Origin of the sequence: Leptospira bourretii (genome assembly GCF_004770145.1) — a bacterium.
In the GTDB taxonomy this organism is placed as follows: domain Bacteria; phylum Spirochaetota; class Leptospiria; order Leptospirales; family Leptospiraceae; genus Leptospira_A; species Leptospira_A bourretii.
Window position 1 is genome coordinate 129,265 of sequence record NZ_RQFW01000005.1, and the last position, 23,282, is coordinate 152,546.

24 protein-coding genes are annotated in these 23,282 nt (G+C 38.3%); 10 read left to right on the forward strand and 14 right to left on the reverse strand.

The annotated features are described in order from the left end of the window. Positions 1–73: 73 nt before the first annotated feature. On the forward strand, positions 74–1,510 hold the full coding sequence (pyk, locus tag EHQ47_RS02205; RefSeq protein WP_135746798.1) for a pyruvate kinase: 1,437 nt from the start codon (positions 74–76) through the stop codon (positions 1,508–1,510). Here the strand turns inward: pyk and EHQ47_RS02210 are convergent. The 7 genes from EHQ47_RS02210 to EHQ47_RS02240 form a co-directional block, all read right to left on the reverse strand. Then, on the reverse strand, positions 1,503–2,753 hold the full coding sequence (locus EHQ47_RS02210; protein WP_135776469.1) for a BaiN/RdsA family NAD(P)/FAD-dependent oxidoreductase: 1,251 nt from the start codon (positions 2,751–2,753) through the stop codon (positions 1,503–1,505). The two genes, pyk and EHQ47_RS02210, sit on opposite strands and share 8 nt — an antisense overlap. Before the next feature lie 2 nt (positions 2,754–2,755). Continuing rightward, a complete protein-coding gene (locus EHQ47_RS02215) occupies positions 2,756–3,178 on the reverse strand; it encodes a VOC family protein (RefSeq protein WP_135697092.1) in 423 nt (140 codons plus the stop codon). 9 nt (positions 3,179–3,187) lie between these two features. Beyond that, entirely contained in the window at positions 3,188–4,372 is a 1,185-nt protein-coding gene (locus EHQ47_RS02220) for a sterol desaturase family protein (protein ID WP_135776470.1), read from the reverse strand. Positions 4,373–4,512: 140 nt separating this feature from the next. Further along, positions 4,513–5,124: an ABC-type transport auxiliary lipoprotein, LBF_0736 family gene (locus EHQ47_RS02225; RefSeq protein ID WP_135746795.1), complete on the reverse strand. Its 612-nt coding sequence runs from the start codon at positions 5,122–5,124 to the stop codon at positions 4,513–4,515. Positions 5,125–5,128: 4 nt separating this feature from the next. Continuing rightward, on the reverse strand, positions 5,129–6,076 hold the full coding sequence (locus tag EHQ47_RS02230; protein ID WP_135746794.1) for an MlaD family protein: 948 nt from the start codon (positions 6,074–6,076) through the stop codon (positions 5,129–5,131). Further along, positions 6,073–6,840, reverse strand: a complete 768-nt coding sequence (locus EHQ47_RS02235) for an ABC transporter ATP-binding protein (protein ID WP_135697085.1) — start codon at positions 6,838–6,840, stop codon at positions 6,073–6,075. The genes EHQ47_RS02230 and EHQ47_RS02235 overlap by 4 nt, the downstream gene beginning before the upstream one ends. After that, on the reverse strand, positions 6,837–7,961 hold the full coding sequence (locus tag EHQ47_RS02240) for an ABC transporter permease (RefSeq protein ID WP_135776471.1): 1,125 nt from the start codon (positions 7,959–7,961) through the stop codon (positions 6,837–6,839). The genes EHQ47_RS02235 and EHQ47_RS02240 overlap by 4 nt, the downstream gene beginning before the upstream one ends. Positions 7,962–8,048: 87 nt before the next feature. On the opposite strand from EHQ47_RS02240, the gene EHQ47_RS02245 reads away from it, so the two are divergent. The 8 genes from EHQ47_RS02245 to fliE all read left to right on the forward strand — a co-directional run bounded on the left by EHQ47_RS02245 (position 8,049) and on the right by fliE (position 14,653). Further along, positions 8,049–9,137 carry an AraC family transcriptional regulator gene (locus tag EHQ47_RS02245; RefSeq protein WP_135776472.1) on the forward strand — a complete coding sequence of 363 codons (1,089 nt, stop codon included), beginning with the start codon at positions 8,049–8,051 and terminating at the stop codon, positions 9,135–9,137. Between the two features lie 116 nt (positions 9,138–9,253). Next, the gene (locus EHQ47_RS02250) at positions 9,254–10,117 is read left to right on the forward strand and encodes a sterol desaturase family protein (RefSeq protein WP_135746791.1); all 864 of its coding nucleotides are present in this window, start codon (positions 9,254–9,256) and stop codon (positions 10,115–10,117) included. A gap of 160 nt (positions 10,118–10,277) precedes the next feature. Beyond that, positions 10,278–10,634 (forward strand): YciI family protein, encoded by a 357-nt coding sequence (locus EHQ47_RS02255; protein WP_135746790.1) that lies wholly within the window; start codon positions 10,278–10,280, stop codon positions 10,632–10,634. After that, a complete protein-coding gene (locus EHQ47_RS02260) occupies positions 10,621–11,853 on the forward strand; it encodes an RNA polymerase sigma factor (RefSeq protein WP_135776473.1) in 1,233 nt (410 codons plus the stop codon). The genes EHQ47_RS02255 and EHQ47_RS02260 overlap by 14 nt, the downstream gene beginning before the upstream one ends. Positions 11,854–12,031: 178 nt before the next feature. Next, complete coding sequence (locus tag EHQ47_RS02265; RefSeq protein ID WP_135747893.1) at positions 12,032–12,883, forward strand: SDR family NAD(P)-dependent oxidoreductase; 852 nt, start codon at positions 12,032–12,034, stop codon at positions 12,881–12,883. Positions 12,884–13,282: 399 nt separating this feature from the next. Next, a complete protein-coding gene (gene flgB / locus EHQ47_RS02270) occupies positions 13,283–13,714 on the forward strand; it encodes a flagellar basal body rod protein FlgB (RefSeq protein WP_002975016.1) in 432 nt (143 codons plus the stop codon). Positions 13,715–13,724: 10 nt separating this feature from the next. Further along, entirely contained in the window at positions 13,725–14,186 is a 462-nt protein-coding gene (gene flgC, locus EHQ47_RS02275) for a flagellar basal body rod protein FlgC (protein ID WP_002975027.1), read from the forward strand. Between the two features lie 101 nt (positions 14,187–14,287). Further along, on the forward strand, positions 14,288–14,653 hold the full coding sequence (gene fliE / locus EHQ47_RS02280) for a flagellar hook-basal body complex protein FliE (RefSeq protein ID WP_135697068.1): 366 nt from the start codon (positions 14,288–14,290) through the stop codon (positions 14,651–14,653). 73 nt (positions 14,654–14,726) lie between these two features. Here fliE and EHQ47_RS02285 read toward each other — a convergent pair whose 3' ends face one another. The 5 genes from EHQ47_RS02285 to EHQ47_RS02305 are packed head-to-tail and all read right to left on the reverse strand — an operon-like array spanning position 14,727 to position 20,288. After that, positions 14,727–15,200 (reverse strand): hypothetical protein, encoded by a 474-nt coding sequence (locus EHQ47_RS02285; RefSeq protein WP_244290181.1) that lies wholly within the window; start codon positions 15,198–15,200, stop codon positions 14,727–14,729. A 28-nt stretch (positions 15,201–15,228) separates the two neighbouring features. Continuing rightward, complete coding sequence (locus EHQ47_RS02290) at positions 15,229–16,161, reverse strand: MBL fold metallo-hydrolase (RefSeq protein ID WP_135776475.1); 933 nt, start codon at positions 16,159–16,161, stop codon at positions 15,229–15,231. A gap of 60 nt (positions 16,162–16,221) precedes the next feature. Beyond that, on the reverse strand, positions 16,222–17,826 hold the full coding sequence (locus EHQ47_RS02295) for a glycerol-3-phosphate dehydrogenase/oxidase (RefSeq protein WP_135776476.1): 1,605 nt from the start codon (positions 17,824–17,826) through the stop codon (positions 16,222–16,224). Beyond that, positions 17,823–18,674: an aminoglycoside phosphotransferase family protein gene (locus EHQ47_RS02300; protein WP_135776477.1), complete on the reverse strand. Its 852-nt coding sequence runs from the start codon at positions 18,672–18,674 to the stop codon at positions 17,823–17,825. Before EHQ47_RS02300 ends, EHQ47_RS02295 begins: the two co-directional genes overlap by 4 nt. A gap of 15 nt (positions 18,675–18,689) precedes the next feature. After that, positions 18,690–20,288, reverse strand: coding sequence for a xylulokinase (locus EHQ47_RS02305; protein ID WP_135776669.1), 1,599 nt, complete (start codon positions 20,286–20,288; stop codon positions 18,690–18,692). A 238-nt stretch (positions 20,289–20,526) separates the two neighbouring features. On the opposite strand from EHQ47_RS02305, the gene EHQ47_RS02315 reads away from it, so the two are divergent. After that, entirely contained in the window at positions 20,527–21,732 is a 1,206-nt protein-coding gene (locus EHQ47_RS02315) for an MFS transporter (protein ID WP_135776478.1), read from the forward strand. Between the two features lie 31 nt (positions 21,733–21,763). Here EHQ47_RS02315 and EHQ47_RS02320 read toward each other — a convergent pair whose 3' ends face one another. Together EHQ47_RS02320 and EHQ47_RS02325 are read right to left on the reverse strand one after the other, a co-directional pair. Continuing rightward, positions 21,764–22,429 carry an HAD-IA family hydrolase gene (locus EHQ47_RS02320; protein ID WP_135749903.1) on the reverse strand — a complete coding sequence of 222 codons (666 nt, stop codon included), beginning with the start codon at positions 22,427–22,429 and terminating at the stop codon, positions 21,764–21,766. A 68-nt stretch (positions 22,430–22,497) separates the two neighbouring features. Then, a complete protein-coding gene (locus EHQ47_RS02325) occupies positions 22,498–23,148 on the reverse strand; it encodes a TetR/AcrR family transcriptional regulator (RefSeq protein WP_135748393.1) in 651 nt (216 codons plus the stop codon). Positions 23,149–23,282: the final 134 nt, after the last annotated feature.

Genomic DNA, 23,282 nt, shown 5'->3' on the forward strand with positions numbered 1-23,282 from the left:
AAAAATGACACAAGTCAATTCAATCCGTACAATTTACTTGCAGGAAAAATCAAAAAAGCTAAGAATAGGGTCTATGCCGGAAGACGACAAAATCCCGAACAAACGCACAAAAATCATCTGTACCATTGGCCCTGCCTCAGCTAATCGCGAAACCATACTAAATCTAATTTATTCAGGAATGGATTTGGCACGGATGAACTTTTCCCATTCTACCCATGATTACCACAAAGAAATCTTCGAGTTATTACGTGAATGTGAGCAAGAATCAGGTAAGTCAATTGGCATCCTTGCGGACTTACAAGGTCCAAAAATCAGAACTGGCAAATTAGGCACGGGACCTTTGGAACTCAAATCGGGTGACCAAATTGCGATCAATAACAAGTCCGATTTCCTTGGAACAAGCGAAGAAATTGGATGCACTTACCAATACATCTTAAATGACATTGATGTGGGGCACAAACTTTTGATTGATGACGGCAAACTTTCGTTTGTTGTAAAATCCAAAACAAAAGAAAAAGCAGTTTTAGAAACCGTTATTGGAGGAACCTTAAAAGATAATAAAGGGATTAATCTTCCAGGAACTCCCATTTCCGCCCCTGCTCTTTCTGAAAAAGACATCGAAGATTTACAATTCGCTTTATCTCTCGGCGTCGATTACATTGCTTTATCATTTGTTCGGCGAGCCAGTGATTTAGAGATGGCAAGACAATTTATGAAAGATAGTTATGCCGGACTCATTGCAAAAATTGAACGACCTGAAGCCATTCAGAATATTGAAGAAATCATTGAAAACTGCGATGGGATCATGATTGCAAGAGGAGACTTAGGTGTGGAGTTAGACACACAATATGTTCCTATCATCCAAAAAGAAATGATCACAAAACTAAACCAACAGGGAAAACCTGTGATCACCGCCACACAAATGTTAGAAACTATGATTGATAACCCACGTCCCACTCGTGCAGAAGCAAGTGATGTTGCCAATGCTGTTATGGATGGAACAGATGCTGTCATGTTATCTGGGGAAACAGCTTCCGGAAAATATCCAATAGAAACTGTTAGAACCATGACAAGTATCATCCAAGCTGCTGAAGAATCAGAAATCTATTTATCTCATTTAAGAAATATGGATAGAACAGAGTTTGAAGTAGAACGAACCGCACTTGGGAGCGCTGCTGAATCTATTTCAAGATTGATCAATGCAAAGGCGATTATCAATTTTACAAGATCAGGATATTCATCTCTACTATCATCTGAGTTTCGACCTTCAAAACCAATTTATTCATTCACACCATTTTTAGGTACAGCAAGAAAGATGCAGTTGTATTGGGGTGTAGAAGCTTATGTGATGCCGATGATGGATAAATTTCCTGATATGATTGCCTTTATGAGCAAAACTCTAAAATCTGAAGGTAAGTTAAAATCGGGAGATACTGTTGTGATTCTATCAGGTGCACCCGGATCGGTCGCACAAACTGTTGATTTTATTCAAATTCATAGAATCAAATAACAACTGCTTTACGAATGCCTCGGGCTGCGATGGTCGCCGTAGTCCAGGCATTTTGAAAATTAAACCCACCAGTAATTCCATCTACATCGATTACTTCACCAGTAAAAAAAAGTCCAGGCGTTTGTTTACTTTCCATGGTTTGGAATTGTATATCTTTTCTAGAAACTCCGCCTGCTGTTACGAACTCTTCTTTGAAAACACCTTTTGCGACCATTCTTAATTTAGTTTGTGTTAGATTAAGACTCAAATTTCGAATTTCCGACTTGGAAATATCTGAATAACGTTTATTTGGTTGGATATTAGTTTCTTTCAATACCCATTCCCAAAAGCGGGAAGGGAGTTTCCAATCCGGGTCTGGAGTCAATTTTTCTGCAGGCGATTTTTCTTTTTTAGAAAGGTAAATTTCTTCAATGGTTTGAGTTTTTTCCCCTCCAATCCAATTGATAGACAAATCGACTTTGTAATCTTCTTCAAATAAATTTCGGGCTTCCCAAGCCGACAACCGTAAAGCGGCAGGACCACTCAAACCCCAATGGGTAACAAGAATTGGTCCTTTCTGTGGTTTGCCTTTGGGCAAAACTTTGATTTCAGTAAAAGGAACCACAAGACCAGTAAGTTCCATAATATCTGTATTTTCCAAAGTCAAAGTGAAAAGGGAAGGAACTGGAGGTATGATTTTATGTCCTAATTTTTCAAGAATGTTCCAAACTTTCCTGTTGGAACCAGTTGCAATGACAACAAAATCAAAAGTATCTTCCAGACCACCCTCCCAAAGAATTCGAAATCCAAGGGAAGGATCTGATTCTGAATTTACATAAATACCAACTAACCCTTGTTCGAAATGAATTGGAATTTTTTTGGATTTTAATTCGTTTAAAAAACATTGGATGATGGTGTCTGAAGAATCTGTAGTAGGAAACATACGACCGTCTGCTTCTGCTTTCAGGGCCACTCCCCTTTTCCCAAACCAATCGATTGTATTTTTGGGTCCAAAACTTTCGAAAGCCCATCGCAGTTCTTTATTTCCCCTCGGGTAACGATCCGAAAGAAGTTCTGGATCAAAAAGATTATGGGTTACATTACATCGTCCACCACCGGAAATCCGAAGTTTAGAAAGTGGTTCTTTTGATTTTTCAAAAATTTGGATTTCACATAAACCTTCTAACTCAGCTTCAATCTGTAGTGCAGCAAAACAACCTGAGGCACCTGCACCGATAATGGCAATTTTTGGTTTTTTTTTCAAACCTACCACTCACCAGTATTTGGCATAGAGGCCCAAGGTTCTTTTGGAGGTAAAGGACTACCTTTCTGTAAAAGTTCAATTGAAATAAGGTCAGGTGACCTAACAAAAGCCATACGGCCATCACGTGGAGGACGGTTGATGACAACTCCCAATTCTTTGATTCGTTCACAAGTAAGATATATATCATCTACTTCATATGCCAAATGTCCAAAATTTCTACCGACCGTGTATGGATCTGTTTGACCCCAATTGTATGTGAGTTCGATCTCAGGTGCGTCCGCATCACCTGTAGACAAAAACACAAGAGTGAATTTGCCTTCTGGGTGTTCATTTCTTCGTGTAACTTTGAGGCCAAGGATTTCCACAAAAAAATGCAAAGCCCGATCCAAATCCAAAACACGAATCATTGTATGTAAATATTTCATCTTTTCCTACTATAAGAAAAAGTAGCGAAGAAGCACAAGCCAAGAAATATATTTTGGAATCTCAAATCGAAACCAATTCCTTTCTCCTTCCAGAAGTCTTCCCATGGAAACAAAGGAAAAAACCAAAAGATAAAACACAGAAACAATTTCTCCCAAAGAATAAAGATGCATTCTTTTTAAAAAATATAAAGTAATAACTGTTGGGATTAAAAAAGAAATCAAAAGATAAATTCGATCCAATGGTGTTCCGGCTTTGTGTCTGTATTGAGGTAATCTGGATTTTCTATCTATATCCCATCTGTTGTGATTCAGCCAAATTTTTGGATCTCTGACACCACGATCAAGAATCGATTGTAGGTCATCAGGCCGAACTGAAGGATAAGAAAAAAAAGAACGGATCCCTTGCCACTTATATTTTGTTTTCCATAGATCACCAAACAAATCACGGAACACATGAAGTTCCGCCGTCACTGGATCATAAGTTTTTAATTGAGAAACAAGGCCATACCTAGGTTCTTGTTTTTCTTCACAAAAAGTTCCAAAGATACGATCCCAAAATATAAACACACCTCCATAGTTTCTGTCAATATATTCTGGATTCATTGCGTGGTGGACCCTATGATGAGATGGTGTCACAAATATAAATTCAAACCACTTGTTGAGTTTTTTAATGGTGCGAGTATGAACCCAGAATTGGTATGTACGATTTAATGCATCGATGATCAAATAAGACTCAACCGGAAAACCAAGAAGCGCAAGTGGCAAATAAAAAAGCCCGATTCCTATATTACGGACAAAAGACTGCCTAAGAGCAACAGACAAATTAAATTCTTCACTTGAATGATGCACTACATGAGAAGCCCACAAAACTTTGATTTCATGGCTATATCGATGAGCCCAATAAAACAAAAAATCAAGGATTATAAAAAGGAGAATCCAATATAAAGGAGAAGAAGTTGATAAAAAGATTTTTGAAAGAAAAGTCTCTCCCCAAGAAATTTTGTATAACTCATTGTATACAAAAACCAAACCCAGCAGGATCACACCGTCAAAAATTCGGCTGAGAACTCCCAGACTCAAGTCGGCTAAAGAATCTTCGTAAAAATAATAATCCTGCTTTTTAAAACGAGTGTAAAGTACCTCGAGTAGTAGAAGTAGAATATAAAACGGTGCAATGGATTCAATGAGTCTCATAGTACGTCCTTTAAGATCTTACTATGGATACTAGTTTGAAAAGAAATGCAACCTCCTTTCCGATATGTATTTTGTATCTTTTAAATAAAAAAACACACCTCAGGTGAACTGTTACTTTATGAAGTTTTTGAATCCTAAACTCATTTTAACCGAGTGCTTAGATCGGCATTCAACTCATTAAATGTATTGGTGAGACCAAGATTCCAACCAAGAACCAAAGCTTCGGGATCTTTTTTTTCAATGAGTTGGATTTGTTTGTAAGTTTTTCGGAACACTGGTGTAGAAATTGAATCCTTATCTTCATAAACCACAATCTCAAATTCTAGAACCGCTTTTGGTTCTTTGGTACGAAAGTCTCCATACATTTGAGAAAGGTTTAGTTCAATAAAATGTGTAACATTGATTCTGGTGTTCATACTCGCATCCCATTCAAAGTTACCGGATTTCAAAAGAGAACGAACAAACTCTTCTTTGAAGTTATGGGCCGGCGGAATAAAAAAACCATTATAAAAATCGGATTCGTAAACGGCATTTTCTTTGCGATATACAAATTCTTTTCCTTCGAATCTTTGAGAAATAAAAACCTTTCGGACGACAAAAGTCCTTGGTTTTGGAACAACAAACAATTGTTTGATTTCACCAACTTCGATTAAAAAAAATCTTTTTTCAGGAAAAGTTTTACTAACTCCAAAACATTGGGTTAAAACAAATGTGAATCCAATTAAAATGAAAAAACGGGTCAAAGCTTTCATACTTTTATTTCCAAAGTTTAGACTTGTTTGGTGCTTCTCCGAAAAGAAACTGAGAAGGATATTTTTTCGCATTCGAAGTTACTTCTTTTAAATCTTCGGATGCGATTCTTAAATTTTCAATTGATGTAGATATGTCTCCCTGATTCGAAGCAAGAAGTGTATCCAATCGTTTTAATGTCATTTGTAACTGCGTCACAGAGGCATCTAATTTTTTAGGTAAACCTTGTGTATCAGGACTAGCAATGAGTGCCTTTACTTCTGCATTTGTTTTACGAAGGTCAACGAGAAGTCCGGTGGATTCACGTGCTAAATCACCTAACTTTGCTTCTTGGATGGTTTGGTTTAGATTTCGAATGAGTTCGCCCACACCCAATAGAATTTTATCAACATCTGCTTTTTCTACTTTGTCGAAAAACTTATCTACGGATGCAGTGAAACGAGAGATGGTACTTGGAGCAGAAGGGATATAAATTGTTTTTGGTTCCCATTCGATTGACAAAGGAGGGTTTTTTTCAGGATTCAAATAATCAACTTCAAGATATGCTGTCCCAGTTAATCCTTGTGAGGCGAGACGAACACGAAGTCCACTTTGAATCATCCTCTGAACGGTTTTTTTTAAATCATTCCCATAAACACCCTTCACAAAATCAGGAACAGACATTTTAATCAAAACATATCTTCCATAACGAAGTTCTGTATCTTCTGTGAGTTTATCCGAATATTCATTTTGAACAAAAGTAATCTCTTGGACTGTCCCAACTTTTACGCCACGGTGTTTCACTGGAGAACCAATGTCCAAACCTTGGACTGATTCATCGAAATAGGTCTCCAGACTAACTGATCTTTGAAAGATATTCCCAGCAGTGAAAACAATTAAAAACAAAATCAGTGTAAAAAAACTAACTAGGACAAAAATCCCAACTTTGAAATATATTTTATTCGATTGGTTCATAATTGAGAACTCTCCTGAGGAATACGATTGAAGAATTGTTTTACAAAAGGGTCTTTTGATTTTTCTTTTAAATCTTTTGGTTTGCCTTCTGCGATGATTCCTTTTTTGCTTTTGTCTAAAACAATCACTCGATCCGCCATAGTAAAGACAGAGGGAAGTTCATGAGTTACGATTACAAAAGTAACTCCCAAAGTTCTCGACAAACGAATGATTAGGTGGTCTAACTCCACGCTAGTGATGGGATCTAGACCTGCACTTGGTTCATCCAAAAATAAAATTTCTGGATCCATTGCCATAGCACGGGCAATGGCTGCACGTTTTTTCATACCGCCCGAAAGTTCAGCTGGATACAGATGAGCAAAAGGAAATAGCCCAACCATTTTCAATTTGGTCATTGCAATTTCATTCATGATAGCCAAAGGAAGTTTTGTAAATTCTTCTAAAGGCAGTCGAATATTTTCTAATAAGGACATGGAACCAAATAAAGCACTTTGTTGGTACATCACTCCAATTCGGTTCCAGATTTCTATTTTTTTCTTCCCTTCTGCCAAAACGATATCATCTTCATCAATCCATATACGGCCGCTAAATGGTGAAGTGAGGCCAATCATATTTTTTAATACAGTAGATTTACCGCAGCCGGAACCACCGAGTATTCCGAATATTTCTCCTCGGTTGACTTCAAAGGAAATATCTTCCATAATCACTGTATGGCCGTATCCCGTTGTTAAATGTTCCACTCGAATGATTGGTTTTTCTTTCATATTCGTAGATAAAAGTATAAGACGGAAAAAATTCCATCTAAGATGGAAACAAGTATGATGGAACCAACAACGGCTGAAGTAGTCGATTCCCCAACAGCCCCTGCTCCTGATGCTGTTTTTAGACCTCGGTAACAACCAATGGATGCAATGATCATCCCAAAAAAATATGATTTTAAGAGACCACCTAAGATATCGGACAAACCCACTGCCAAATTCACTTGGTTGATGAAAGTAACGAGTGGAAAACCAAAACTAATCAACACCACTGCCCCACCGATCAGTCCAAATAAATTAAAAACAATGGTGAGGAGAGGAGTCATGAGTAAGGACGCCACCAAACGAGGGATAATGAGAAATTGAACAGGAGGAAGACCCATCGTAGTCAGTGCATCAATTTCTTCAGAAACCTTCATGGTTCCGAGTTCCGCTGCAAAAGCAGAACCAGACCTTCCCGAAAGAATAAAAGCTGTCATCAGAGGACCAAGTTCCCGAAACAAAGAAAGGCCCACAAGGTTGGCGACAAAAATTTCTGCTCCAAACCTTCGCATCGGAATGGCAGATTGAAAGGACATGATAAGACCAAGTAAAAATCCAATCATCGCTATGATGGGGAATGCATTGACTCCCATGGATTCCGCTACACGAAAGGTATCTTTCCATCGGATCTTTGAAGGATGCAAAAAAGAACGCCAAAAAGAAACAGTAAGTTCACCAGTGAATGTAATCAGATATTTGAATTCTAACAAAGAATCAATGGTTAGTTTCCCGATTTTTTCTGACCTTCTTAAAGAATGAGAATGTGTTTCCTTATTTTTTTTGCTATCGTCTTCGGAAACACTTAGGCGGTATCGAAATTGCTCGCCTAATCCATATAAGGTGAACTGGATTTTCCTTTGTTCACATTCCAATCGGATTAATTTTAAAAATGAAATCCCAGATGAATCTGCTTCGGTCAAATTAGCTGCATGTACAACAATGGTGCGAGGGGGATTTTTTTTTAAGATATCAAAAAAGGCAGTCCAATCTTTTCCCGTTTCCGAAGCAGTAAGGACCGCCGGGAGATGGATTTCTAAGTTGCTTCCTTCCCAAAGAAAGGAGGATTGTCGATGAATTGTATCCACGTTTCAAACGTAATTCTATTTCAGAACGAACCCGAGGCAAGTGATTTTATTTTACAATCCAATCGATTGATTCAAATATGAACCACAATGTGGAATATCACAAGCCATTTGATTGTTTTTTCTGCCGGACTTTCCCTGCTCTTTGCCTGGGGAGAATTCCTGAGAAAAAACTCGAGTGGGCAAACCAAAGTGCAAGGGTTATTATTTCTCTTTGCCGCAATGTTCCAAGCGCATACCTTTTTCACAACCAGTGGACTTTACCAATTTTTTCCCCATTTTTATTTGGTCCATTTGCCTTTCACGGCTTGTATTGGTGCCCTTCTCAAACGATATTTTTCAGAACTTTGGGATGAAAGCCAAAACAGGAATCAATTTTCATTTTGGGAACTTGTGCCCGCTATCATTGTGACCATCCTTTTAACTCCTTTTTACTTTTCTTCTGCTTCCGAAAAAATTGCGCTACACTCAAAGTATTTGATAGAAGGAGTTCCACTTAAGTTTCAAATCACAATTCTCATTGCAGTTTTACCCATATTTTATGCTGCTTTTTATGTTTTCACACAAATGGCAAAATACATTCGTTTGGAACGTTTTAAAAGTTCGGCTCATCTTCGTTTGGTGGGAATTGTTGTTGGGATTGGTGCTTTTTCCAGTTTGATAGGAGTTTACACTTTATTTTTTCACCAAAGACATGGACTCGAAATAGTTTCCACCTTTATTGCGTTACTTCTCATTGGTATTTACTTACTCAGACAAAAAAGCCCAGAGTTATGGGGTGAAGTGCAAAGGATTGTCATTGAAGAAAAAAAATACCAAACCTCCCAATTAGGGGGATTCAATTTAGAGACACTCCAAAACCAACTCCTCCATTTGATGGAAGAAGAAAAAATCTATCGTGATGAAAGCATCAATTTAGAAAAGTTAGCCAACCAAATGGATCTATCCGAACACCAACTATCGGAGTATTTGAACCTCCACCAAAAAAAGAGTTTTTTTCATCTAGTCAACCACTACCGAATCCGCGAAGCAAAGGCACTTTTTGCTTCTCACCCAGAACGAAATATCCTAACCATCGCTTATGACGTTGGGTTCCCTTCCAAATCCACTTTCTATGACGCCTTCAAAAGAGAAGTAGGTACAAGTCCTAGCGAATTTAGAAAGTCGCTTGGGAAATGATCCGGATGGACCCGCTCGGAATCTTTTTTTATTCCGACTTTACCGATCCGGTCGATTTGAATTTTATTTTTTGTTAGAATGGTTTCATTCTCAAGGCAAAGGGTTAGGAGAGTTCTATGTTTGGTGGACCAGTTCAGTGTGATTTAGTTTTAGATTGTGTTACCAAAATTGGTTTTACACAAGGTGTATTAAATTTCTTACGTTATTACCCAATTGCAGGGTTAGCATTTCTATTATTCTATGTTTGGCGAAAGGATTTTTTTGAAACTTATCGTATCCAAAAAGTTTATCCCAAAGCGGAAAAAGTTTGGAAAGAGTTTCGCCAATCGGCAGTGACACTACTTGTTTTCACATTAGTGGCGGTCACGAATATCACTTTGATGAAAGCAAAAATTGTCCCAAGTGCTGTGTATTTTGGGCCAGTTTCTAGTTGGTCAGGGATCGGATATATTTTCCTTAGTTTCGCACTTTTTACAATTTGGCATGAAACTTGGTTCTATTGGATGCATAGATTTGCTCATATCAAAAAAGTTTACCCACATGTCCATTCGGAACACCACCAATCAGTCAATCCTTCTCCTCTTGCTGCTTACCGGTTCCAAGCCACAGAAGCATTTTTAGAAGCTATCTACATTGTTCCTTTTGTTATGTTTGTTCCTGTCCATTTTTATGTAGTTTTATTCCATACTTTTTATGCGATGATTCTGAACATTTGGTGGCACCTAGGATATGAGTTTTTCCCAAAAGGTTGGGCCTCTCACCCCATAACAAAATGGATCAATACATCCACTCACCATAACCTCCACCACCAAAAATTCCAAGGCAACTATTCCCTTTATTTCAATGTATGGGATCGTCTCATGGGAACCAACTTTCCTTACTATGAAACTTACTATGAACAAGTCACAGAAGAAAGAGATAGAAAACGAAAAGAACAAAAACCAAAGAAGGAAGCAGCAGTCGAAGTTTTAGTTTCTTAAAACAATCCTGGGGTTGTCTGCTTGTCTAAGAGATGACCCAGACCCACCTATTTTGAACTTTTTTTTACAATTACCTCAATGGAAACTGGTATGGATGAGATTTTTTTCAAATCCATGTCCCCGTTTCCAAAATGGAAACGTTATTCATTTGAGGTAAAAAATGAAAGAGTTCACATTAATTTTTCGAAATAGCAACCAAGAGGGAGAAAGACCATCCCCTGACCAAATGCAAAAAGTCTTACAAGAATGGATGGCTTGGATGACCAATTTGTCGGCGAAGGAACAATTGGCTGACAAAGGAAACCGTTTGGCGATTTCAGATGCAAAAACAGTTCGTCCGGGCAATTTGGTGACAGATGGACCTTACACAGAGATCAAAGAATTTATCAATGGTTATATCGTTGTTAGATCAGAATCACTCACTGGTGCTGTTGAAATTGCGAAAGGTTGTCCTATTCTAAAAATCGGAGGAAATGTCGAAGTTAGAAAAGTCGTAACTCCTGATGACCATAGTTAATCAAGAAACCAAAATCCTTTCGGATTTGTTTCGTAGAGAACAAGTAAAAATGACGGCCGTTTTGTGCCGTCATTTTAGTTTGAAAGACCTAGATTTAGTTGAGGACATTGTTGCCGAAACATTTTTACGAGCCACCGAAGTTTGGCCACAAAATGGAATCCCAGAAAATCCTTCTGCTTGGCTTTACACTGTTGCCAAAAATATCGCAAAAGATGGATTTAGAAAAAAAATATCTGAAACAAAAAAAATAAATAATGTTCTAAACTCAAATATTGAAGAACCACAAGACATTAGTTTTGAGGAAAGTTTAATTTCCGACAGTCACCTCGCAATGATCTTTGCTGTTTGCGAAAATACAATTTCTCCAAAAAGCAGAGTTTGTTTAAGTTTACAAATTTTATGTGGCTTTAGTGTTGAAGAAATAGGATTTGCTCTTCATTCAAACAAAGAAGCGGTAAAAAAAATTTTATTCCGCACACGCGAACAATTACGCCAATCAAAGTTTGAAATTAAAAATCTTCCAATTGATGAAATTAAATTGAGGATGGACTCAGTCCTTTTAACAATTTACCTTCTTTTTAACGAAGGTTATTCGTCAAAAACAAAAGATTCCGTGATTCGTATTGATTTAATCAAACAAGCAATGAATCTGGGACTCTCCCTGACTCTTACAAAATCAACAAAAACTCCTGAATTGTTAGCACTCATGTCTCTTTTTTGTTTTCAGGCATCTCGACTCGACTCTCGCACAAATACGCAAGGGTCAGTTGTTATTTTTACTGACCAAGATAAATCCAAATGGGACCAAAACTTGATTCAGAAGGGAAACGAATATTTTTTAGAGGCATTTAGCACAACCTCACGATCAAGATACCATTATGAAGCTGCCATTGCCTATTGGCATACGCAAGAAGAGTCCTTAGAAAAATGGAAATACATCTTAAACATATATGATAACTTTTTGGAAATTTACAAGTCTCCATCGGTTTTTTTAAATCGAGTTTTTGCTTATTCAAAGGTTTTTGGAAAACAAAAAGCGTTAGATGAGATGGAAAATTATAAAGATTATAAAAATCGTGATTATCATTCGTTAATTGGATATTTATATTCTAATTCTAATAATGACTTGGCATCAATTCATTTCCAAAAAGCGATTCAACTAACTAGATCTAAAAAAGAAATCGCACTCTTAGAACAAAAAATCAAAGAATTAAACTAAAAAGTTTTTCCAGAGGAGAACCCTACTTACTTAACTTGAGTTCTTCTTGTATCCATTGTAATTATATATCCTTTTCTTTTTGAGACTGATAAAGAAACAAACTCTCCTTTTGGTTCTTTTTGAATAAGCAGTTGACTATTGTTCTAAACCATTACCCTAACAGGACAGAAGGTGTCATATGGCTTATCATCTACAAGATAAAGTAGTTCTCATCACAGGTGCAGCCGGTGGAATCGGAACCGCTTGCGCAAAAGAACTGTATGCAGAAGGTGCCAAACTTGTATTAACAGACGTATCTCAAAAATCAGTGGATACATTGGCTGCTGAGTTTGCAAAAGAACGAGTATTAGCAAAAGCAATGGACGTAACTGATTGGGAATCCATAAAAAAAGTAACCAGTTTATCCGTTTCCACTTTTGGAAAACTTGATATTGTTTTTGCCAATGCAGGCATCTCATGGAAAGAATCTGCTTATACTGTATTTAATTGTGAAGAATCGGAATTTGAAAAAATTATAGATGTGGACTTACTTGGTGTTTGGCGCACAGTCAAATCATCTTTACCTGAAATTGTAAAAAACAAAGGACAAGTGGTTGTTACCTCTTCCATCTACGCATTCACAAATGGAATGTGTAATGCACCGTATGCGACTTCCAAAGCAGGGATTGAAATGTTTGTCCGTTCTCTTCGGGCAGAACTTGCCGGCAAGTCTGCAAGTGCTAGTGTATTGTATCCTGGTTGGATTACGACTCCACTGACAGAGGGTGTTTTCGGAGGAGATCGTCTAACAACAACCATGCGAGAAATCGGATTCCCACATATTTTAAGAAAAGCAATTCCTCCTGAAAAAGTGGCAAAGGCATTGGTCAATGGTTTGAAACAGCGAAAACCAAGAATCATTGTACCGGCTCGTTGGGTTCCCATCCAACTCTTCCGGGGGATTGTTGGAATTTTTTCTGATTGGTATCTTTCAAACCACTCCCGCATCCAGTCCTTACTTTTGGAGTTAGAAAATAGAACTAAGAAATAAAAATAGAGAAATTGATTCAAAAAAGAATTGGGTGCCAGGGCAAACGAGTTTCGATTGGCACTCGGTGACAAAGGTAAGCCACTTACTTTTTGCAGTGGCTTTCAATTGGTTGTTTTGTTCCAAAAGTAAGTGGCTTACCCAATCCCTCCAAGAACTCGGATTTTAGTTCCAATCTCTGCGGCAGGGATCGAGCGGAAATCCCTCCCCGAATTCAACTTATGGTTTTGCTCGTGCAAGGAAAACTTGGGGAGGATTGGAGGGAGAGCCCGACCCTGCATCCTTCTCCGTTTGGTTTTAGAAGCACTCGGGGCCGCCCTAAAAAAATCAATTGAGGCGACATAAATTACTTTAGGAGGAAGAAAAACCGACCGAAAGGGGAATGTAGAGAGGAAGAGAAATATGTTTGAAGCAACACATTTCATGAAAACTCAAGACCTATTGGAACGTGGCCTCGGTGCTGCGACTCAAAGGCGTAAAGTGATTACTGATAATATCGCCAATGCGGATGTTCCTAATTTTAAACGTTCGGAAGTGGTGTTTGAGTCTATGCTCAAACGCGCCATCGAATCAGAAAAAATTGAAAAGGACAAAGCAGTTCCGACTAAAATCACAAACGACCGTCATATTGAATTTTTTAAACCGCTAGATTACCGGGATGCAAAACCCAAAACCAATTTGGACTATCTGACTACAATGAGACCCGACGGGAACAACGTAGACATTGAAAAAGAAGTGGTAGAGGCAAACCAGAACCAAATGAGTTATAGCCTTATGATTGATCGCCTCAACCAAAACAACCGCCTTCTCAACATTGTGATGAGAACCAACTAAGGAGTAAGTTATGGGAATGTTTGATTCGATTAATATATCTGCCACTGGCCTTTCTGCCCAAAGACTCCGTATGGATGTTATTTCCAATAACATTGCCAACTCGACAACCACGAGAAATACCAATGGAGATGGCCCTTTTCGCAGAGACCGTGTCATCCTAACACCGATTAACCTAAGAACCAATTGGAAAAGCCCTGTGTATCCTTTTGGTGTTGCTCCCGGTGAAGGCAAAGGGGTCAAGGTGATGAAAATCGAAAAGGATATGAGTCCTTTACGACTCACTTATGATCCAACACACCCAGATGCCATCCAAACTGGGCCTAAAAAAGGATACGTGGAACTTCCGAACATCAATATCGTCACTGAGATGACAGATATGATCTCCGCCTCTCGGTCGTATGAGGCCAATGTCCAACTCATCAATGGATCCAAGGCCATGATGAATAAGGCTATGGAGATCGGTCGGGCGTAAACCCCCGGCCAAATCCGTCGGATTTTCCCTTTTTTTAATGTGACATAATTTTTTTCTTTAGGTTTTCTGAATTTCGCCGAAAATGAGAAGGAGGAAAGACCATGTCCATTGATCGCATTTCCAATAGTAGCTCCCAAACTTACAAACCACATTCCCTTCTCCCCCAAGGTGACAAGGTAGGAATCTTTCGCTCTAACGAACGTCACTATGGCAAAACCAATGAAGCCAAATCTCCTGATGAAGTTGCCGGAACTTTTGGAGATGCTTTAAAGAAAGCCTTCGAACAAGTGAATGACCAACAAGTAGAAGCAGATGAACTCACACAAAAAATTGTTTTTGATCCAAACTCAGTGGAACTTCATGATGTGATGATTGCGGCAGAGAAGGCTCGGATCTCATTGACATTTGCAAAAACAATGTCTGATGGATTTGTCAGAGCTTACAGAGAACTCACTACTCTTAGATAAAATTTAAATCACTGAGGCAATCGAAATGTCTCGATGATTTTTTTGTTAAAATTGTTTCGATCGAAACATTGGACTATGAGGTAGGACGACCAAACACACGTTCGACTGCCTCATACCGAATTTCAATTTTATCACTGGGGCTGACACGCACTCCCCGTTTCATTTGGACCCCATCAATTTTTTCTTCATTTACATAAATCACCCAACCTTCTGACCAAGAATTGGATTTTCCATTCACTTCCATAATTTCTTCGGTTCTGTTGGTAGAAATAAAACGCATTGCAGGATCTTCTTTTTTGGACAACTCAGCAAGAATCAAAAGTAAATCTTTTGATTCAAACAAAGAAGAAGGAATCGATTTTGTTTCTTCGTACTCATCTGATATAAATTGGATTTGGATTTGAGGGTCCTTGGATTTTTTCGATTTGGATGCCAAAGAACATTGAACACCAAAAAAAATCAAAAAGGGAACTGTGGTGAAAAAAACGAAAGGCGATAAAAATAAATGGATCCAACGATTCCTGGTTTTATATAGATTCTGGTTCATTTGATTCAGTATATATTTATATTGGTATTTATACTTTGGGTTGTTTCTTTTCAAAGGCATACACTAACCCTTGTGCATTCAAATTTACATCTAGATGTAGTAACTTCCAATCAGACTCAGTCAGTGTGATTGAATTATTGTTTGCTAAGGTTTGGATCATGGCTTTCACTTTTGATTCCATAAAAAAGAGACGTTCTTCCTTGGGAATTGTCTCTATGACCTGAATGGCTTCATTGCATAAAGTCAGTCCTATTTTCAGGTCCTCTGCATTCTTTTTCAAATCACCGATCGGGCCAAAGTGAGTGAGATAGGCAACTTCTGCTCCTGTATCCAAAATTAGATTTAACGAGTGAATCGCTTCCGCATAATCAAAGTCAGTGGGTGTTGTGGTAGGAAAAATAAATCGTTTTCCATTTTCTAATTGAGGATACGAAATTCCAAAAGAATCCCCCGTATAAATTCCATTTGTTTTTTTATCATATATACAAAAGTGATGATTGGCATGTCCCTTGGTGTAGATAAACTGAAAGGAATGGTCTTTCCAAGTGAGCCATTCTCCATCTTCCATCACTCGCACCCTATCTTTAGGGATAGGTTTGATTTCGCCGTATAAAGAATCAAAGTTTTCTTTTCCATACACTGACGTGGCACTTTTAATGAGTAAACTTGGATCGATCAAGTGTTTGGCGGTTTTGGGATGTGCGAGAAGAATCGCATTCGGACAAGCTTCGAGGAGTGCCCAAGCGCCACCCGCGTGGTCTAGGTGGACATGGGTGACAATGACATAGTCCAGGTTCCCTGGTTTGATTCCTTCGGACTCCATGACCTTAAGAATTTTTGGGATGGCATGGGTGGTATTGGTTTCCACAACCACTCCATGACCTTCCTCCTCTAAAAGATAAGCCGAAGCCACCTCCGGGAAGTTTGCATACTCAGTATCAATCGTGATCACTTTGCCCATACCAAAATAGTAAATGGGTAAAGTGATCTTTGTCAGCCGAAAATTATAAAACGGGAAAAATCACACTGGTAATTTTAAAGTTTTGTAAATTGATTCTGTTTCTTTCTTTTTTGTTTCCTCTGACCAGTTCCATTCTGCAGCAGCTGTGTCAATGATCGCTTTCATAATTTCATCAGAGAGAATCCCGAGTGTTCCAAGACCTGTTCTTCTTAAGAAAATATCCGAAAGTGATTTTGCCATTTCGTAACGAATCACATAAACAACTTCTGCCAATATTTCTCCATCCGCATTCAAAACAGCTGCTAAGTTTTTAGTTTTTCTTGCGAACTCCAAAATGATCTCATATTGTAACCCATAATGACGGACCAAATAATCGATTGTTTTTTCAGAGAATTCTGTATTTTGTTTCTGCGCCCCTTGGATGAAAATTTCAATACTGGGGATTTGTGATGCGTATAAGTATTGTTTTGCGGAAATATTTTCTGTTGATTTTTTCTCAAGTTTCTTTTTGATTCTTTTAAAAATCAATTCAGCAAAATTTCGGCTTGTGGTGTATTTACCACCTGCTGCGGTGATCAGACCTTGGATTCCATCCCTGGCATGATCATAAAGTTCTGACCTTCTAGATGCAGAATAAGTATCATCCGAACTTTCAATGAGTGGACGAAGACCACCGTAAGCAAAAATCACATCATCCATCGACAACTTCTCTTTAATATGAGATGTTTCGTTGATATAGTCGATAAACTCAACAATACTTTCCTTGGTGAGTTTCCAATCTTCTACATTTCCAAAATAAGATTTTTCTGTTGGCCCAATCATGGAATGTCCACGCCATGGAGCAAAACTGAAATGGCCTTTGTCTCCCACGTAAAGTGTCATTAGGTTCGTTAATTTTTTGGTTATGATATAAATACCTTCCGAACGTTTTTTTGGCATAGGTTGTTCTGTTTTAGGAGATTTGGAAAGTATGTTATGAGTCCAAGGTCCAGAAGCATTGATCGTTATCTTGGAACGAATTTCGTATTTTTTATCAGTAAGTGCATCGTGCACTTGGATTCCGACAACCGCATTGTCTTTCCAAATCAAATCATCAACCACCGTATAGTTTGCAATTTTGGCACCATAGGAAGCAGCAGATTTCAAAAAACTAAGGGTTAACCTTTCTGGACTCAAACAAATGGCATCATAAAAATATGCTGCATCTTCAAAATCACCCAAGTTCTTTTGGAGCAGTTCCTTTCGTTTGAGGTATTTATGGTTGGGAATTTGTTTGGATTCATCCCAAGTCCACTTACTATCAAAAGAAAGAAGATCATAGACAAAAAGTCCAATCCTTGCTATGAGTCCCGGTTTTGGAAGTACCATTGGATAGGGATATACTAAATTGGGGGCGATGTTAGAAAGAATCCTTCTTTCTTTTAAGGCCTCTCTCACAAGTCCGATTTCAAACTGTTTTAAATAACGAAGCCCACCATGAATCAACTTTCCAGTGGCCGCAGAAGTGGCTCCACCAAAATCTTTTTTTTCAACCAAAGCGACCGTATAACCACGACTAGCCACTTCATAAGCTAAAGTGGCACCAGTTATCCCACCACCAATAATTGTGACATCAAATTCTTCACCATTGTATGAATCGATAAAACGATCTAACTTTAAATTCATATTTTACCACCATTTGCCACCAAACGAGTGATTTGTGCTTTTAGACTCTCTCTTTCACTCTCTATATTCCAAAGGCCCAAACGAAGAATGAGTGCCGGCAGTCTCCAAGCAGAAATTTGGGCATCGGTCATTCCACTTAAGCTTTTATATACTTTCAAATACCCACTCAGGATAAACTTTCGGATGACTGTATAAAAGATGATTTTTAATTTTGGAGTTCCTGGCCAAAGTTCCGCGTCGGTAAACAGTAGAAAAGTGAAAGCAACATCTGCAGCCGGATTTCCTTTTGCCGCAGTCATCCAATCAATGATGATCTCGTCTTTCCCTTCTACGATCACGTTTTCTGGATGAAAATCCAAATGAAGGATAGAGTTTCCATTTGGCAATCCTGCGATATAAGATTTAACAATTTCTTTTTCACCAGCGTTCAAAAAAGAAAGTGGTTTTGAGTCCAAACAATGTTTCAGAATTTCTTTAATATCTTTAAAACGTTCCGATTCAATTTGATGGATGCCGTAGTGTAGACGCGCTAATTTGCCGGCGATACGAAAGAGTTCCAGTGGATTTTTATCAGGAAGTTTTGTGAGTGAAATTCCATTCAGACGATCGAAAATTATTCCGAATCGATTTTCTACTTTGGCTTTTCCATAACACCGCATCCTGGATGCGCCCTTTCTGTTGGCCTCAACAGAATTTTCTACTTCTAAATCGATTTCCGATTCGTTTGCCTCTGGAAAAAAAAGTTTTAGAATTTGATTCTCAGGCAAAGCAAATAGATCTGCCGATCTACCAATCGCAAAAGGTTTCCCCAAACTTTTCATACTATATTCTTTGTTTTGTTTATCCATTTCCTATTCCCGAACTTATCTATTTAAAATTGCAAAATTATTTTGATTCACTTTGTAAAGGTTTTGGAAGACCTGAAAGTTTTTATCGTAAATCGCTTTATGATTTGGATTGGGAGTCCATTTGTCTTGGATGGGGATCATTGATTTGATCTCTTCAAATTTTTGAATTTTTCCAATTCCAAAAGCAACAATGGCAGCAGCTCCCATCGCGCCAACGTTTTCCGGATGAACTACCCTTTCAATGGTTTTTCCCGTGATATCAGCTAACAACTGACAGATAAATGCAGATCTTGCCACACCTCCCACAAAACGAATTGTATCAGAAGTAGGTACTTTTCGGTGAGATAATTCCAAAATCCAACGCTTATGAAACAGAATTCCTTCCACAACGGCTCGAATGAGAGTTCTTTTGCCTGTGTTCAAACTGATGTTAAAGAATATCCCTCTTGCTTTTGGATCTTCGAAAGGACAACGATTCCCATGAAGCCACGGTGTAAAAATCACTCCATGAGATCCTGGTTCGGTATCTTTGATCGAATCAAACATAAACTCGAATAAACTTTCATACACGGCATCAGGACCATCGGTGATTTTCTTTTTTTCTAAATATAAATCAATTTCATCTAAAGCCAAATGGTCTCTCACCCATTGTAAACATTTACCAGATGTTTCTTGTTCTCCAAAATAATTATAATACCCTTCTCTTGCTCCAACAATGGATGCAATCCTTGCTCCAATATCAACGGTCCTCTTTTTTGTAACCGTTGATATCCACCCCGAAGTTCCTGCATAGATATGAGTATCACCTTCACTCACTGCCCCTGCCCCCACACCAATGAGAGAGGCATCACCACCACCACCAAACACGGATATGTTTTCTTTGAGTCCCAAAAAATCTGCTGCTTCTTTTGTAAGTCCTCCCACTCGGTCAGAAGAATTGACTATCTTTGGTAAATGATCAAACCGAACACCGAATAACTTACATAAGAGGGGACTCCAGTTTCCTTTTCCTACTCTTGAGTTATATAAAAAAGTAGCAAAGGCAGAATCTCTTGTCATCACGGCTTCGTTTGTAGAGCGTGCGATTAGATATTCTTTTACATCAAACCACCACTTCACTTTCGAAAATTTTTCTGGTTCATTTTTTTCGACCCATTTGTATTTCCAAATAGGATCCTTTACACTGGCAGCCACTGCTCCCGTGATCCAAAGAGATAACAATAGTTTAATGGCGTTGATCCCTTCAATTTTAAAACCATGTACAATCCCCTTTTTCATTTCATTGGATGCTCTTTGGTCCATATAACTCATTGCTGGTCGGACCACTTGGAACTTTGCATCGGTAAGGACAAGGCCTTGCATCTGTGAACAAAAAGAAATTCCTTGGATCGAGTCTGGATGAATTTTGGATTGAGATAAAATTTCTGTTGTGGTATCCTTCATAGAAGACCACCAATCATCCGGATTTTGTTCTGCTCCTCCGTTTTCTAAAAGATGGATCGAATATTCTTTTGTGGCTGATTGCACCAGCTCCAATGCCTTCGAGATCCGGAAGAGACAAGTTTTGACTCCTGTCGTGCCAATATCATAAGTCAGTATATATCCAGATTCCATGTAAACTCCATCGGTTCGCTTCTGCACATCCCCCGGCCTCTACCACTTACGGAGAACCGAACAGATGGGCGTTTCGTTTTTCTCCTGGAAATAGAAAAAAGTGAGTGATGACTCACAAAGATTTAGAATCATCGGCTCGGATGGCAAATCATTTTCCTTCGGGATTTCTCTGTGAGAGAATTTATTCCGAACAAATGTTTGAAAGCAAATTCCATCGATTGCAAAAAAGGGAGTCAAAATGAGCCAAAACCCTCCAAAACTATATTCTTACCGCTGGGTCGTTCTTTTCGCCTACATCGTCATCACAGCAACCATTTGTTTGCAATGGTTGACCTATGCTCCCATTGCACGAGATGCCAAAGAATTTTATCATGTAAGCCCTCTCCAAATTGATTTACTCTCCCTAGTTTTTCTCGGAGTTTTTGTTTTCATCGCCATTCCCGCTTCTTACGTGATTGATACTTATGGGATTAAAAAAGGAGTTGGGTTTGGTGCTATACTAACAGGTGTTTGTGGGTTACTCAAAGGGATTTATGCGGCAGATTATACCATTGTGCTCTTCTGCCAAATTGGACTCGCCATAGCCCAACCGTTTTTACTGAATGCCGTCACAAAAATCAGTGTCTTGTGGTTTCCCATCCAAGAAAGAGCCACGGCCGTTGCCCTGGGAACTCTCGCACAATTCCTCGGAATCATTCTTGTGATGATCCTCACTCCCATCTTACTCCAATCGGGAAATTCCATTCCACAGGTCATGATGGTTTACGGTTTTGTTTCTGTAGGTTCCGCCGTTCTTTTTCTTCTTCTCATCAAAGAAAAACCTCCTACTTCTCCGAGCACTCACGGCGAAGACCATGAACTCCCTTTTTTAGAAGGACTTCGTTTTTTATGGAAACAGAAGGACATGAGAAAAATTCTATTTTTGTTTCTCATTGGACTTGGAGTCTTCAATGCGGTTAGCACATGTATTGATCAAATTTGTGAAATCAAAGGACTGAATATCGACGAATCAGGACTCGTTGGTGGAGTGATGCTAATTTCAGGAATCATCGGTGGGATCATCATTCCTCCGTTATCTGATAAATTACAAAAAAGAAAATTATTTCTTATCATTGCGATGGCAGGATTTCTCGTGGGCCTTAGTTTATTTACCTTATTCCAAGGATTCATTTTCCTACTCACAGGATCAGTGATCATTGGATTTTTTCTACTTGGGATTGGAGCGCCCATTGGATTTCAATACTGTGCAGAGATTACCTCTCCTGCACCAGAATCGACCTCGCAAGGATTGTTACTTCTTGTGGGACAAGTCTCGGGAATTTTATTTATCTTAGGACTGAACTTTCTTGGAATGATATCGTTTCTTTATATCCTTCTCATTTTATCACTGATTAATTTTGTGATGGTGTTTTGGTTAAAAGAATCTCCGTTTATGGAAAGTTAGAGGGGAAGAAAATGCGCCTAGAGAATTTGGCTTATTCTTGTGATACAAAGCTATGTTGATTGATTAAATAATTCTCTAATTCCAAAAAATTTCGAACGAATGGAATTTCCCCAGTTTGGAAATAAGGAAGATGCCTATCATCGTGTGCGATCCCAAGGAAATGAAATCCAAACCTGCTAGCAGATTCATAATCAGCAGGAGAATCACCTATATAGATGACTTCATTCTTGCTTATATTTTTATTTTTTAATAATCCAAAAATTGGTTCAAAGACATTTGGATTCGGTTTGTGAACAGCTGTATGGTCAGAGGTTTGGATCTGCAAAAATAAATTCGTATCAACTTGAAGTTCATTCAGTTCGCGAATGACAACTTTTTCACTGGAAGAAGTGACGATTCCAAATTTTACGAAGTTTTTATATTTTTCGATAAAATCGAAAGCATTCAAATGAGGAAGGTTTAAATCTTTCTTAGAAAATTCTATATAGATTGACCAAAGGTAATGAATGTCCAAAGAAAATCGCCCAAAAAGGTTTAGTAAAAATTCATCCGCAGGAAGTCCCCAAGCGACATCAATTTCTTTTTCGGTGATTTTTGTTTTAAAGAGTTCTTCTGATAGTTTATAAATCGTATTGTAACGGGTCTTTCGTGTTTGGACCAAAGTATCATCGTAATCAAATAGAATCGCTTTTATCATATTGTTTCAAGTTTTTGCGCTCACGAAACTTCTCGCAAGTTTTTATAGATAAAAATAAAAAACTCTATTTACCCACCCAGCGCCCGACGAATCACTTTCATCACACCGGCGACAACGTCTTCGTCCTTATCAAAAACATCTTCACCCAAATAAATCTTCATTCGTTCTTTATAATACACTGTGGAATAGGAAAACTGAAGTGTCATAAAAATATTATCAAGTAAAAAGGCAGATAAGTTGCTATCCACATCAGAACTGATCGTTCCTTCTTTTTTCGCTAGGTTAATCATTTCGATATAACATTTTGCAGATAACGATTCTAACTCACCTGACAAACGAGTGATGAGTTCGTAATTACTTTCTGTTGTCATTTCGTTGTAGAGGCGAATGATGTCTTGGTTGATCCGCGAGTGGGTTTGGATGATACGAATGATTTTTTCTATTTTACCAAACATATCCAGATCCATAGAAAGAACAGACTCTAAGGTTTTTTCCAATTGGGTGATCCCATGATCCACTACCGTAAGGAAAAAATCCTCTTTGGTTTCAAAGTATTTATAAAGGGAACCTACACTAATCCCCGCTTTTTGGGCAATGGTATTGGTATTGGCACTCGTAAATCCGCGATTGGCAAATTCAGAAATGGCTGTGGATAAAATCCGATTTCTCTTTTCTTCGGAAATTCGTTCAAAACTATCATTAAAATGCTTCGTTACCATATCTATCCCCGTCCAATAAACGAAAAAGGCTGGATTTCTCAAGGAAATTGATCGCAATTTTCCAAAGAATCCGTCATTCTCGATCAATTTTATGAATTCCTTCTTGACAATGAGTGATGACTCACTCATTGTCA

Bases quoted from the DNA above. Each gene is read 5' to 3' on its own strand.
- pyk (WP_135746798.1), top strand. From the start codon at position 74: ATGCCGGAAGACGACAAAATCCCGAACAAACGCACAAAAATCATCTGT.
- EHQ47_RS02235 (WP_135697085.1), bottom strand. From the start codon at position 6,840: ATGAAAGAAAAACCAATCATTCGAGTGGAACATTTAACAACGGGATAC.
- EHQ47_RS02250 (WP_135746791.1), top strand. From the start codon at position 9,254: ATGTTTGGTGGACCAGTTCAGTGTGATTTAGTTTTAGATTGTGTTACC.
- EHQ47_RS02325 (WP_135748393.1), bottom strand. From the start codon at position 23,148: ATGGTAACGAAGCATTTTAATGATAGTTTTGAACGAATTTCCGAAGAA.
- EHQ47_RS02255 (WP_135746790.1), top strand. From the start codon at position 10,278: ATGAAAGAGTTCACATTAATTTTTCGAAATAGCAACCAAGAGGGAGAA.
- EHQ47_RS02305 (WP_135776669.1), bottom strand. From the start codon at position 20,288: ATGGAATCTGGATATATACTGACTTATGATATTGGCACGACAGGAGTC.
- fliE (WP_135697068.1), top strand. From the start codon at position 14,288: ATGTCCATTGATCGCATTTCCAATAGTAGCTCCCAAACTTACAAACCA.
- EHQ47_RS02285 (WP_244290181.1), bottom strand. From the start codon at position 15,200: ATGAACCAGAATCTATATAAAACCAGGAATCGTTGGATCCATTTATTT.
- EHQ47_RS02225 (WP_135746795.1), bottom strand. From the start codon at position 5,124: ATGAAAGCTTTGACCCGTTTTTTCATTTTAATTGGATTCACATTTGTT.
- EHQ47_RS02300 (WP_135776477.1), bottom strand. From the start codon at position 18,674: ATGGATAAACAAAACAAAGAATATAGTATGAAAAGTTTGGGGAAACCT.
- EHQ47_RS02220 (WP_135776470.1), bottom strand. From the start codon at position 4,372: ATGAGACTCATTGAATCCATTGCACCGTTTTATATTCTACTTCTACTA.
- flgB (WP_002975016.1), top strand. From the start codon at position 13,283: ATGTTTGAAGCAACACATTTCATGAAAACTCAAGACCTATTGGAACGT.
- EHQ47_RS02295 (WP_135776476.1), bottom strand. From the start codon at position 17,826: ATGAATTTAAAGTTAGATCGTTTTATCGATTCATACAATGGTGAAGAA.
- EHQ47_RS02265 (WP_135747893.1), top strand. From the start codon at position 12,032: ATGGCTTATCATCTACAAGATAAAGTAGTTCTCATCACAGGTGCAGCC.
- EHQ47_RS02230 (WP_135746794.1), bottom strand. From the start codon at position 6,076: ATGAACCAATCGAATAAAATATATTTCAAAGTTGGGATTTTTGTCCTA.
- EHQ47_RS02260 (WP_135776473.1), top strand. From the start codon at position 10,621: ATGACCATAGTTAATCAAGAAACCAAAATCCTTTCGGATTTGTTTCGT.
- flgC (WP_002975027.1), top strand. From the start codon at position 13,725: ATGGGAATGTTTGATTCGATTAATATATCTGCCACTGGCCTTTCTGCC.
- EHQ47_RS02320 (WP_135749903.1), bottom strand. From the start codon at position 22,429: ATGATAAAAGCGATTCTATTTGATTACGATGATACTTTGGTCCAAACA.
- EHQ47_RS02215 (WP_135697092.1), bottom strand. From the start codon at position 3,178: ATGAAATATTTACATACAATGATTCGTGTTTTGGATTTGGATCGGGCT.
- EHQ47_RS02245 (WP_135776472.1), top strand. From the start codon at position 8,049: ATGTGGAATATCACAAGCCATTTGATTGTTTTTTCTGCCGGACTTTCC.
- EHQ47_RS02290 (WP_135776475.1), bottom strand. From the start codon at position 16,161: ATGGGCAAAGTGATCACGATTGATACTGAGTATGCAAACTTCCCGGAG.
- EHQ47_RS02315 (WP_135776478.1), top strand. From the start codon at position 20,527: ATGAGCCAAAACCCTCCAAAACTATATTCTTACCGCTGGGTCGTTCTT.